The organism is Thalassolituus sp. UBA2590, assembly GCF_002339775.1.
Lineage (GTDB): Bacteria > Pseudomonadota > Gammaproteobacteria > Pseudomonadales > Oceanobacteraceae > Thalassolituus.
Window position 1 is genome coordinate 73198 of record NZ_DDKU01000021.1, and the last position, 11614, is coordinate 84811.

Consider the following 11614-nt stretch of genomic DNA (forward strand, 5'->3'; position numbering starts at 1 on the left):
GTTCGAGCCTCCTTTCCCGCTCCATTCTTTCTTAGCCTAAGAAATGAATATCAAAGCGCGTTAACAGAGCGCTGCTAAAGCAAATGCATCAACACTGGTGCGGCTGCAATGATTAGGCGCGATAGCAAAGCGGTTATGCACTGGATTGCAAATCCACGTAGGCCGGTTCGACTCCGGCTCGCGCCTCCACTTACTTTCTGACACCTCTGTCAGGAGCCCGTTCGCCCGGGTGGTGGAATTGGTAGACACAGGAGATTTAAAATCTCCCGACCTTATGGTCGTGCCGGTTCAATTCCGGCTCCGGGCACCATATCATAGCCCCACATCCTCTACGTAAAGCAATCGTATCCAATAACTATGTTCCCAGATTATATCGAGCCGGTTTTTCGCCCGCCTTCAGAAGGGCGATCTATGATTTTTCAGGTTACCAATGGGTGTTCCTGGAACAACTGCACCTTCTGCGATATGTACACTCAGCCTCAGAAGAAGTTTAGGGCCCGTAACGAGGATGAGGTTCTCGCAGAAATTAGAAATGCGGCAGCGGTCGGCCCGAGATTTGAAAAGGTGTTTCTGGCAGATGGCGATGCGCTTGTCCTTCCTGTTCGGCGCCTAGAAAACATTCTTCTGCAGATCAGAGAGAGTCTCCCCTGGGTTAAGCGTGTAGGTGCCTATTGCCTGCCACGAAACATCAGAAAGAAGTCTGTTGAGGATTTGCAGCGCCTAAGAGAGCTGGGGCTCGGCATCGCTTACGTTGGAGCTGAGAGTGGAGACGACGACGTTCTCAAGGCCATCGCAAAGGGGGAGACATACCAATCCACCTTGGAGGCGCTCCTTAAGCTGAAAGCAGCCGGTATCAGCTCATCAGTTATGGTGTTGAATGGTATGGGAGGGCGCTCACTGAGTCACCAGCATGCAGTCAACACAGCAAAGCTGATGACAGAGGCTCAGCCGGAGTTTCTTTCAACCTTGGTAGTGAGCTATCCGCTCGGCCAGAAACGTGTCGAACAGGGTTTCGAAGAAGCAGGTTTCGACTACGAATTGCCGGGCCAGCACGAACTTTTTGTTGAACTCCGTACCTTTATCGACAGTCTGGATTTGAAAGATACAGTATTCCGTAGTGATCACGCGTCTAACTACCTCCCTCTCAAGGGGAATCTCGGGGCGGATAAGCAGGCATTACTCGCCCAGCTTGATACTGCGATCAATAAACCAGACTCCATCAGGTTGCGACAGGAGTGGCAAAGAGGACTTTAAGGCAGGCCGATGAACTTAGATGATATAAGCAAGGCTTTCGATCTCGACAAAGTGCAGGCATACCCATTAGACAAATGGACTCCCGATCTGTCTGGGGATATAGATATCCGCGTAACCAAGGATGGCCAATGGATCCATGAGGGAGGGGAGATCAAGCGCAAATCGCTCGTGAGGTTGTTCGCATCCCTCGTAAAGCAAGAAGGCAACGAGTTCTTTCTTGTCACGCCGGTCGAGAAGTGGCGTATGGAAGTAGAAGATACTCCCCTTCATGTGATTTCACTGGTAGGGGAGCCTGACATAGGAGTTCGTGCGGTTTTATCGAATGGCCAGGTGGAGCTTCTCGATAGCAATAGCGGGATTATATTGACCAAACTGGATGAGAATGACATTCCAGTTATAACGACAGCGCAAGGACTAGCTGCACGCTTTTTGAGGTCAGCCTATTACCAGCTCTTAGAAATGGGCGAGCTTACAGAGAGCGGTTTTTCGATGCGCTCGGGTCAGAGCTCGGTTTCCTTCACTTTGTAAGCGAAGACTGATACGTCATATTGTGCCACGTTGCTATTGAGGGCCTCATAAACCCTTGTGTATTGGCTGTAACAAGGTAGTTTGCTACTGAGTGTCAGTTGCACAAGTATGGTGCCGGACGTAAACTGATGTAACTACAATAAAAACTTGATGGATCGCCTATCATGAAGAAATCACTACTCGCGGGCTGCATAGCACTCGCTACCGCAGGTACTCAGGCTGAACTCTCGCCTATGTCTGAGTTTGAGCTGCATAACGTTACTGGCCAGGCCGGTGTAGACATCGAGCTAGATGTTGGTGTGCAAATTGGAGAGATTCGCTACACCGATACGGAGGAGGTCGTTGGCGGCGTCAGCGATGGCGACGGAGGCAGCTTGACTATTTCAGACGTTTACATCGGTGGCGGGGAGGATCGCAACACTCTCTTTGGCTTCAGCAATCCTGGCAACACCGCCAACCTGAATAATCTCAGATTTAAGATTGACATCGATCAGGATGGCTCCTTACTTGTTCTTGGTGAGCCCACTTCTGGCGGTGTAGGGGTTGTTGACATCCTCTTGACCACCGGTGAGATAGCTGTTGAAGGTGCAGGCGGCATCAACCGACATGTTCTCGTTGATAGTATTAGCATGTACGGTGGCGCGCTTGCTCTTGAAATGCGCGTCGATGGTGCAACTAGCGACATCGAGTTTTACACTGCAATTGGCATTGAGGATCTCGATATCGACATGTCGTCTTCTTTCGGAATTGTTATTGAAGATGCTGTTGTTGCAGGTAATTCATACAATGAAAAGTTGGCTGCAAATCGCACGCCTGATGCTAGCGACCGTGTCGCCAAACTATATGTGAACATGAGTACAGATGTTGCAGATGGTGTAAAGTTTGATTTTGCATCTCCGTTTGATGATGAGAATGTTATCGACGTTCGCATGCCTAGCGTCAGTGTTGGAGGCAGTCAACTGGGCGGCATTGTAATTGATGACTTTCAGTTCCGTGGCGTATCGATGGTTGTGTCGGGCCACTGAGTCGCAATATGGCGCCCCTAAACAAGAAAGGGCTCTCGGGCCCTTTTGGTTAAAACGTCACTATCAAGACAATAAAAAAGGGCCTTTCGGCCCTTTTTTATTGTTTTACATATTTGGATAGTTAGGACCGCCGCCGCCTTCTGGCGTGACCCAGGTGATATTCTGGGCAGGATCTTTAATATCACAGGTCTTGCAGTGAACGCAGTTCTGAGAGTTGATCTGGAAACGTTGACCATTCTCATCTTCTACCACTTCATAAACACCAGCAGGGCAGTAGCGCTGCGCAGGTTCATTGTACTTAGGCAGGTTCTGAGATAAAGGAATCGATGTGTCCGTCAATTTCAGGTGGCAAGGCTGGTCTTCAGCATGGTTCACGTTACCCACGAATACAGAACCGAGCTTATCAAAGCTGAGTTTGCCGTCTGGTTTCGGGTAGTCGATCTTCTTGCAATCAGCTGCCGGCTTGAGCATTTCATGATCCGCTGTCTTGTCATGCAGCGTAACAGGTATTGGGAAAATGTTCTGATCGATAAAGTTGAAGGCTGCACCACCGAATGTACCGAACTTGTGCATCGCAGGGCCGAAGTTACGGCTACGATGTAGCTCTTCCCACGCCCATGATGCCTCAAAGGCTGCAGTGTATTCGTTGATTTCGTCATTGGCACGATCAGCCTGAAGCGCCTTGAACATTTCTTCTGCTGCCACAAGGCCACTCTTCATCGCGGTGTGAGTACCCTTGATCTTAGCGAAGTTCAGCGTACCCGCGTCACAACCAATTACCAGACCACCTGGGAAGGTCATTTTAGGCAGGCAGTTCAGGCCACCTTTGGCGATCGCGCGTGCGCCATAAGATACGCGCTTACCACCTTCAAGGTACTGCTTCAGTACTGGGTGGTGCTTCATGCGCTGGAATTCATCAAACGGGCTGACGTGTGGGTTGCTGTACGACAGATCCGTAATCAGGCCGACAACAACCTGGTTGTTTTCAGTGTGATACAGGAAGAAACCACCGGTTGAGCCGGACTCACTGAGTGGCCAGCCTGCGCCGTGAAGAACGAGGCCTTCCTGATGTTTGGCAGGATCAATATCCCACAGCTCTTTGATACCAATGCCGTAATGCTGAGGGTCTTTACCAGCGTCAAGGTTGAACTTAGCGATCAGTTCCTTACCAAGATGCCCGCGGCAACCTTCTGCAAATACGGTGTATTTCGCACGCAGCTCCATGCCAGGCATATAGCTGTCTTTCTCTGAGCCGTCTTCAGCAACGCCCATATCACCAGTGATAACACCTTTAACAGCATCATCTTCAATGATCAGGGAGGCTGCTGGGAAGCCCGGATAGATTTCTACACCGAGAGCTTCGGCTTGTTCGCCCAGCCAGCGGCACACATTACCGAGAGATACGATGTAGTTTCCATCGTTGTGCATCGGCTTAGGAATCGCCCAGTGTGGAGTTTTGACAGATTTCTCATCGGAAGTAAGGAAGTAAACTTCATCACCTTTGACTGGCGTATTCAGCGGAGCGCCCATCTCTTTCCAGTCAGGGAAGAGTTCTTTCAGCGCACGATCTTCGATGACCGCACCAGAAAGGATGTGTGCACCAATCTCAGAACCTTTTTCAACCAGGCATACTGAGATTTCCTGGCCTGCTTCTTCTGCCAGTTGTTTGATACGACAAGCTGCCGACAGGCCGGAAGGGCCGCCGCCGACGATAACTACGTCGTATTCCATTACGTCACGTTGCATAGATGATCTCCTCAAATCACGATGGGAGTGCCGCATTCGCGGTCGTTGCTTCACCGGATTGCCCGGTTCGAAAAAATGGTGGCCATTATACGGCGAGAAGACAGCCAGGCAACTTATTTAAAGGCAGAAGTGCCGTAATTACTGGCCTGAATCAGTATTGAGAATAGCTCACACTTGACCTCAAGTGTCACAATCCCAATAATGTGGCCCGCTGGAAAGGGTATCGGGCAATGTTTTAGCTGCAAATCACCCTTTAATCATCCACTAGAGAATACGAGGAATCTATGAAGGTTCTTGTCGCTGTAAAACGCGTTATCGACTACAACGTCAAAGTACGCGTAAAAGCAGACAACTCTGATGTTGATCTGACTAACGTCAAAATGGCTATGAATCCATTTTGTGAAATTGCCGTAGAAGAAGCGGTTCGCCTGAAGGAAAAGGGCATTGCTTCTGAGATCGTTGTTGTATCTATCGGTCCTAAAGTAGCTCAGGAGCAAATCCGTACTGCTCTGGCATTGGGTGCTGACCGCGGCATTCTGATCGAAACAGAAGAGAAGCTCGAGCCGCTGACAGTTGCCAAGCTGCTGAAAGGCGTTGTTGAGAAAGAACAGCCACAGATCGTTTTGATGGGTAAACAGACCATTGACAGCGACAACAACCAGACTGGCCAGATGCTGGGCGCTCTGACTGGCATGCCTCAAGGCACGTTCGCTTCAGAAGTTGCTGTAGATGGCGGCAAAGTAAACGTTACTCGTGAAATTGATGGCGGTCTGCGTACTGTAGCTCTGAACCTGCCAGCAATCGTTACGACTGACCTACGTCTGAACGAACCACGTTACGCGTCACTGCCTAACATCATGAAAGCTAAGCGCAAGCCGCTGGATACCACTACGCCTGCAGATCTCGGTGTTGAAGTTAAATCAACCCTGTCTCTGGTTAAAGTGACTCCGCCAGCCGAACGCTCTGCTGGTATCAAGGTCGACAGCGTTGCTACGCTGGTTGATAAACTGAAAAACGACGCGAAAGTGCTCTGAGAGAGGTTGGTGTAATGGCAATTTTAGTAATCGCAGAACACGATAACGCCACTCTGAAAGGCGCTACCCTGAACACTATCACTGCTGCCACCAAGATTGGTGGCGATGTTGAAGTTCTGGTTGCAGGCTCTGGTTGTGGTGCTGCTGCAGAAGCTGCGGCAAAAGTAGCTGGTGTTGCAAAAGTACTGGTAGCGGACAACGCTGCTTACGAATATCAGCTTGCTGAAAATATGGGCGAACTGGTTGCTGAGCTTGGCAAAGGCTACAGCCACATCCTGGCAGCTGCTACCACGACAGGCAAAGACTTCCTGCCACGCGCAGCAGCGCTGCTGGACGTGAACATGATCTCTGAAGTTATTGGTGTTGAAGGTGAAGATACATTCGTTCGCCCAATCTACGCTGGTAACGCAATCGCTACTGTTAAGTCTTCTGACAGCATCAAAGTGATGACTGTTCGTGGCACTGCATTTGATGCAGCCGCTGCAGAAGGTGGTTCAGCTGCGACTGAGTCTGTTGATGTTGCAAAAGACGCTGGCGTTTCTGCTTTCGCAAGCGAAGAACTGGCCAAGTCTGACCGTCCTGAACTGACTGCGGCAAGCGTAGTTATTTCTGGTGGTCGCGGCATGGGCAATGGCGACAACTTCGAAATGCTGTACAAAGTTGCAGACAAGATCGGCGCTGCTGTTGGTGCATCTCGTGCTGCAGTTGATGCTGGCTTCGTTCCAAACGACATGCAGGTTGGTCAGACGGGTAAAATCGTTGCTCCAGATCTGTACGTTGCAGTCGGCATCTCTGGTGCTATTCAGCACCTTGCAGGTATGAAGGACTCTAAAGTCATTGTTGCTATCAACAAAGACGAAGAGGCTCCTATCTTCCAGGTTGCAGACTACGGTCTGGTTGCTGACCTGTTCGACGCGATTCCTGAGCTGGAATCTGCTCTCTAAGGTTTATTAAGCCTTAGAAAAAAGCCCGGCTATTGCCGGGCTTTTTCGTTTTGGCCATATTCAGCTGAACAAGTGTCTTGTCATGCTCTTGTCATTTATCTGTAATAGGGTACTTTACACAACCGCTCGGAGAGAGTTGGTCGTGTTTTACTGACAATTACATAGGATGTCCCTTTGAAAGTCACCGTTGCTGGCTCGGGTTACGAGTCATTTGTCATCAGCGCCTGTCTCGCTGAAATGGGCAATGTCATCACCCATTATTCTCAGACTCCCCCGACTAACGTTCACGACCTGAGTTTCCATGAACCAGGCTTGCCGGCCATGCTCGAAAGTAACGTTTCTGCTCGACGGCTTTCGTTCTCAGATGACATCTCCCTCGCAAGTGACTGTGACCTATGCATCCTTGCTTTGGGGCACGCCGACACCGTTGACGAACAGGCATTAGACTTTGCCACTGAGTTTGGGGCTGCACTTAACAGCGAAACGATTCTGATAAATTCAAGCCCGACGTCGCTGGGAGTAACAGAGAAAATGCTCGAAGCCGCTCAGTCTTCAGGAAACACGGTGAGCATCGTCTGCTATCCCGTCTTTCTGAAAGAAGGGGAAGGGGTCGAAGATTTCATGAGACCTGACCGCATTATTCTTGGCACAGAGAGCTACGAAGCCCGATCTGTCATGGTGTCGCTCCTGAGACCGTTCAGCCGTCAAAAGGATCGGGTTACACCCATGAGTATCCGTGATGCGGAACTGACCCGCCTTGCGGCCAGTGCGATGCTGGCGACCAGGATTTCATTGATGAACGAAATTGCTGCGATCGCTGAGTCATTTGGAGCTGATATTGAGGCTGTTCGCAGTGGTATAGGAGCAGATTCACGGATCGGCTATTCTTACCTGTATCCTGGTGTAGGCTACGGCGGGGTTTGCCTTCCTGGCGATATTAACGAGCTCGTCAATGAAGCGGCCAGCAAAGACATACAACCCGTTTTGCTTAATGCCGTATTACAGCGGAACAGCATGCAGCAGGAATGGGCTGCATCTGCTCTGAGAGACTGCCTCGGCAATCTGCGCGGTAAACAGATTGCTGTCTGGGGGCTGGCATTCCGTCCGGAAACCGCAGATGTGTCCGGATCGGCTGCCATTGTATTGATTCGTCAACTGCTTGATGCTGGCGCGACTGTCGCGGCGTATGATCCCATGGCAATGGAGGCCGCGAATAAGGTTCTCGGAGAGCAAGCTGGCGTGACCTTCTGCAGCCACCAATACGATGCGCTGACGGATTCCGATGCGCTGGTACTGATGACAGAGTGGAAACCGTTCCGCCAACCAGATTTCAATGCGATCGGAAAGCTTCTGAAACAACCGGTTATTATTGATGGCCGCAATCAATATGATTCTGCCGCACTGAAACAAGCTGGCTTTACTTACCGCGGCGTTGGCCGTGGTAACAGAGAATAATTAGAGACATGACTGCAGTACCAGAAGAAACACAACCGGAACAGAGTCAGGCTGTATCAGGCGGTAGCCTGGCAGTGCGCCTGCCTTTCAGTTTTGCAAAACGTTATGGCGTTCTGGTCGACGCCAGCAGCGATACATTGCACGTACTTCACAAGGAGGGGTTGAACCCCCAAGCGTTAATGGAAGTTCAGCGACATCTGGGCCGTCCTTACAACCTTGAAGCAATTCCAGACGACGAATTCGATCGTAGACTAGGGCTTGCTTATCAGAGCGACTCCTCCGAAGCGATGGAGATGGTTGAAGGCCTCGGTGATGATATGGACCTCGCCAGCCTTGCAGACTCGGTCCCTGAAACGGAAGATCTGCTTGAGCAGGAAGGCGACGCGCCGATCAAGCGCCTGATTAATGCTTTGCTTACTGAAGCCGTCAAAGAAAGCGCCTCAGATATTCACGTCGAAACCTACGAAAAACGCCTTGTTGTGCGCTTCCGTGTGGATGGCGTATTACGTGAGGTGGTTCAACCGAAGAGAGCACTGGCCGCCTTGCTCGTCTCCCGGATCAAAGTCATGGCAAAACTCGATATTGCCGAGAAGCGTGTCCCTCAGGACGGTCGGATCGCGCTTCGCATTGGCGGACGGGAAGTCGATGTTCGTGTTTCTACCATGCCTTCAAGTCATGGCGAACGTGTAGTTATGCGTCTGTTGGATAAGCAGGCAGGACGACTGAGTCTTGGTCAGCTTGGCATGTCGTCCCGTGATCTTCAGACGATGCGTAACATCATCAGCAAGCCTCACGGCATTATTCTGGTGACTGGCCCCACGGGCTCGGGTAAGACCACGACGCTGTACGGAGCACTCAGCGACCTTAACGATACCAGTCGCAACATCCTGACTGTAGAAGATCCGGTAGAGTACAGTCTTCCGGGTATTGGACAGACTCAGGTAAACCTGAAGGCCGATATGACCTTTGCGAAGGGGCTGCGTGCGATACTGCGCCAGGACCCTGATGTCGTAATGATTGGTGAAATACGTGACCTGGAAACCGTTGAGATTGCCATTCAGGCTTCTCTTACCGGTCACCTTGTATTGTCGACGCTACACACAAACACCGCTGTAGGCGCCATCACCCGACTACAGGACATGGGCGTGGAACCTTTCCTGCTGTCATCTTCTGTAATCGGCGTTATTGCTCAGCGCCTCGTTCGTGTTCTGTGTGACGACTGCAAAGTACCTGCAGTAGCGGATAGTGCAGAGTGTGAACTGCTCGGTATACCGGAATCCGAAGCCCCCGTTATTTATCACGCAAAGGGCTGCGACAAGTGCAATCAACTCGGTTATCGCGGTCGTCAGGGGATCTACGAGATCATTGAAGTGGATGAAGGTATGAAGACCCGAATTCACGATCAGGTCGGCGAGCAGGAACTCGAAGCCCATGCCCGGCGCCTTGGGCCAAGTATTCGCCAGGATGGCATACGCAAAGTTCTGGGTGGTCACACCACGATTGAAGAACTTCTGCGGGTAGCAAAAGGTTAATACATGGCAGCGTTTGAATATCAGGCTCTGGACCTCAAGGGGCGCCAGAAGAAGGGCGTTCTGGAGGGCGACAGTGCCCGTCAGATCCGCCAACAGTTACGCGAAAAGGGGTGGATGCCGCTCGAGGTGTCACCCACAACAGAGAAGCAGGCAAGTACGGGCTTCAGCCTGTTCAATCGAGGGCCTTCGTTATCTGTTTCGGATCGTGCATTGCTTACCCGACAGCTGGCCACCCTTATTGGCGCAGGCTTGCCGATTGATGAGTCATTGAAAGCGCTTGCAGATCAGACTGAGCGCCAGAAAACCAAAGCCATGGTATTGGCCATTCGCGCAAAGGTTCTGGAAGGCTACACACTTGCGAAGGCGCTTGAGGAGTATCCTCGTGCCTTTCCTCTACTGTTCCGCTCAACGGTCAGTGCCGGTGAGCATTCTGGAAATCTTGCGCCCGTACTGATTCGTCTTGCGGATTATTCCGAGCGCTCACATGAGTCTGCCCAGAACATCCGCAATGCGGCGATCTATCCAGTACTGCTCACGTTCGTAGCCACCGCATTGGTTATTGGCCTGCTTACCTATGTTGTTCCCGATATTGTCGAAGTCTTCGTGAAGAATGGACAAGAACTACCCGGTCTGACGCAAGCCATGCTGGACGCCAGTTATTTTCTCAGCAACTACGGCATCTATCTCGCTGCAGCTATCGTGCTGGCATTAGTTACGTTTGCGCAGCTGATGCGACAAGAGAATTTCAGAAGCAAAGTACATCACCTTATTCTGAAAACTCCCTTCATCGGGCGCTTTGTGCGTGATGTGAATACAGCGCGTTTTGGCAGCACTCTCGCCATTCTTACCAGCAGTGGTTTGCCTCTTGTTGAAGCCATGCGGATAGCCAGTGACGTCGTGCTGAATCTCCCTATTAACCGCTCACTGAGTGAGGCGACGGTTCGCGTTAGCGAAGGGGGGAGCTTGCATAAGTCGCTTCAGGAAACACGATACTTTTCACCCATCATGCTGCACATGATTGCCAGCGGCGAAAGCAGTGGTGAACTGGACAGCATGTTGGCTCGTACCGCAGAACAGCAGGAAAAGGCCCTGGAAAGCACGGTCTCAGGACTGGTATCAATCTTTGAACCTATCATGCTTTTATTTATGGGGGGGGGCGTGGCGCTTATCGTCGCTGCGATCATGTTACCGATTCTCGAATTACAACAAATGGTGCAATAGGAGTTAATTCATGCGTCAGTCTCTAGCTAAGAAACAAAAACAAGGCGGCTTCACCCTGATTGAAGTCATGGTCGTAATCGCCATCATCGGCGGCATCCTCGCCATGGTTGCCACCAACATTATCGGCTCGGCTGATCAGGCTCGTGTGGATACCACCAAGAACCAGATTAAGCTCATTGAAGGTGCGCTGGATATGTACAAGCTACATAACTTTCGTTACCCAACCACAGAGCAGGGTCTTGAAGCACTTGTGCAGAAGCCGTCCTCATCGCCAGAACCAAAGAATTACCAGAATGGCGGCTACCTGAAAGGTGGCAAAATGCCTGTCGATGCGTGGGATAACGAATTCCTGTACTTCGAAGACAAAGGCAAGTACGAAATCATTTCATTGGGTTCGGATCAGGCTGAAGGCGGCGAAGGCGATGCTGCAGACATCAGCAATCTGGATATCTGATTGGCATGAGGCAGCGCGGTTTTACACTGGTTGAGGTTATGGTGGTGCTGGTCATTGTTGGCCTGCTCCTTTCCATGGTGAACCTTAATTTCAGTGACCGCGCTGCTCAGCAGGAAACCGAACAGTTTGCCCAGAAGCTGGATGTTGCTTTCAACAGATACAGAGAAGAAGCTGTCTTTCAGAATCTGGATCTCGGTGTTGCCTGGGTTCCTGGCAAGTTCAATTTGGTGGGGTTTTACGATCTCCGACTGAAGAGTGTTGCCGAAGGCCTGACCGAAGAGGAGCTATCAAGACTCTCGGAAAATCCATGGGCTCCCATTGATGCCGCTCTGGCTCAATCCATGAATATCCCTGAAACAGTAGATATCCGCATTCTGGTTAACGATGAAGAGCTTGATCCGCCAGAAGAGCCCGATGAGAA

11 protein-coding genes and 2 tRNA genes are annotated in these 11614 nt (G+C 50.9%); 12 read left to right on the plus strand and 1 reads right to left on the minus strand.

What is annotated here, in order from left to right; translation table 11 throughout:
* Positions 1–115 precede the first annotated feature (115 nt).
* The 5 genes from B2067_RS02045 (at position 116) to B2067_RS02065 (ending at position 2807) form a co-directional block, all read left to right on the plus strand.
* Positions 116–189: transfer RNA gene (locus B2067_RS02045), tRNA-Cys, on the plus strand.
* Positions 190–223: 34 nt separating this feature from the next.
* Positions 224–310: transfer RNA gene (locus B2067_RS02050), tRNA-Leu, on the plus strand.
* Between the two features lie 101 nt (positions 311–411).
* Complete coding sequence (locus tag B2067_RS02055; RefSeq protein ID WP_301387292.1) at positions 412–1254, plus strand: radical SAM protein; 843 nt, start codon at positions 412–414, stop codon at positions 1252–1254.
* A 9-nt stretch (positions 1255–1263) separates the two neighbouring features.
* Positions 1264–1782 carry a DUF1285 domain-containing protein gene (locus tag B2067_RS02060; RefSeq protein WP_301387293.1) on the plus strand — a complete coding sequence of 173 codons (519 nt, stop codon included), beginning with the start codon at positions 1264–1266 and terminating at the stop codon, positions 1780–1782.
* 164 nt (positions 1783–1946) lie between these two features.
* Positions 1947–2807 carry a DUF6160 family protein gene (locus B2067_RS02065; RefSeq protein ID WP_301387294.1) on the plus strand — a complete coding sequence of 287 codons (861 nt, stop codon included), beginning with the start codon at positions 1947–1949 and terminating at the stop codon, positions 2805–2807.
* 105 nt (positions 2808–2912) lie between these two features.
* On the opposite strand, the gene B2067_RS02070 is transcribed toward B2067_RS02065, so the two are convergent.
* On the minus strand, positions 2913–4553 hold the full coding sequence (locus tag B2067_RS02070; RefSeq protein WP_301387295.1) for an electron transfer flavoprotein-ubiquinone oxidoreductase: 1641 nt from the start codon (positions 4551–4553) through the stop codon (positions 2913–2915).
* Between the two features lie 284 nt (positions 4554–4837).
* On the opposite strand from B2067_RS02070, the gene B2067_RS02075 reads away from it, so the two are divergent.
* The 7 genes from B2067_RS02075 to B2067_RS02105 all read left to right on the plus strand — a co-directional run.
* The gene (locus B2067_RS02075) at positions 4838–5587 is read left to right on the plus strand and encodes an electron transfer flavoprotein subunit beta/FixA family protein (protein ID WP_301387296.1); all 750 of its coding nucleotides are present in this window, start codon (positions 4838–4840) and stop codon (positions 5585–5587) included.
* 14 nt (positions 5588–5601) lie between these two features.
* Complete coding sequence (locus B2067_RS02080; RefSeq protein ID WP_068438710.1) at positions 5602–6531, plus strand: FAD-binding protein; 930 nt, start codon at positions 5602–5604, stop codon at positions 6529–6531.
* Positions 6532–6705: 174 nt separating this feature from the next.
* Complete coding sequence (locus B2067_RS02085) at positions 6706–7986, plus strand: UDP-glucose dehydrogenase family protein (RefSeq protein WP_301387297.1); 1281 nt, start codon at positions 6706–6708, stop codon at positions 7984–7986.
* A gap of 8 nt (positions 7987–7994) precedes the next feature.
* On the plus strand, positions 7995–9518 hold the full coding sequence (gene gspE, locus B2067_RS02090) for a type II secretion system ATPase GspE (RefSeq protein WP_297533552.1): 1524 nt from the start codon (positions 7995–7997) through the stop codon (positions 9516–9518).
* 3 nt (positions 9519–9521) lie between these two features.
* On the plus strand, positions 9522–10739 hold the full coding sequence (gspF, locus tag B2067_RS02095; protein ID WP_301387298.1) for a type II secretion system inner membrane protein GspF: 1218 nt from the start codon (positions 9522–9524) through the stop codon (positions 10737–10739).
* A 10-nt stretch (positions 10740–10749) separates the two neighbouring features.
* Complete coding sequence (gspG, locus tag B2067_RS02100) at positions 10750–11193, plus strand: type II secretion system major pseudopilin GspG (RefSeq protein ID WP_068438701.1); 444 nt, start codon at positions 10750–10752, stop codon at positions 11191–11193.
* 5 nt (positions 11194–11198) lie between these two features.
* A partial coding sequence (locus tag B2067_RS02105; protein ID WP_301387299.1) for a prepilin-type N-terminal cleavage/methylation domain-containing protein occupies positions 11199–11614 on the plus strand: 416 nt, incomplete at its 3' end.

Bases quoted from the DNA above. Each gene is read 5' to 3' on its own strand.
- B2067_RS02055 (WP_301387292.1), top strand. From the start codon at position 412: ATGATTTTTCAGGTTACCAATGGGTGTTCCTGGAACAACTGCACCTTC.
- B2067_RS02060 (WP_301387293.1), top strand. From the start codon at position 1,264: ATGAACTTAGATGATATAAGCAAGGCTTTCGATCTCGACAAAGTGCAG.
- B2067_RS02065 (WP_301387294.1), top strand. From the start codon at position 1,947: ATGAAGAAATCACTACTCGCGGGCTGCATAGCACTCGCTACCGCAGGT.
- B2067_RS02070 (WP_301387295.1), bottom strand. From the start codon at position 4,553: ATGCAACGTGACGTAATGGAATACGACGTAGTTATCGTCGGCGGCGGC.
- B2067_RS02075 (WP_301387296.1), top strand. From the start codon at position 4,838: ATGAAGGTTCTTGTCGCTGTAAAACGCGTTATCGACTACAACGTCAAA.
- B2067_RS02080 (WP_068438710.1), top strand. From the start codon at position 5,602: ATGGCAATTTTAGTAATCGCAGAACACGATAACGCCACTCTGAAAGGC.
- gspE (WP_297533552.1), top strand. From the start codon at position 7,995: ATGACTGCAGTACCAGAAGAAACACAACCGGAACAGAGTCAGGCTGTA.
- gspF (WP_301387298.1), top strand. From the start codon at position 9,522: ATGGCAGCGTTTGAATATCAGGCTCTGGACCTCAAGGGGCGCCAGAAG.
- gspG (WP_068438701.1), top strand. From the start codon at position 10,750: ATGCGTCAGTCTCTAGCTAAGAAACAAAAACAAGGCGGCTTCACCCTG.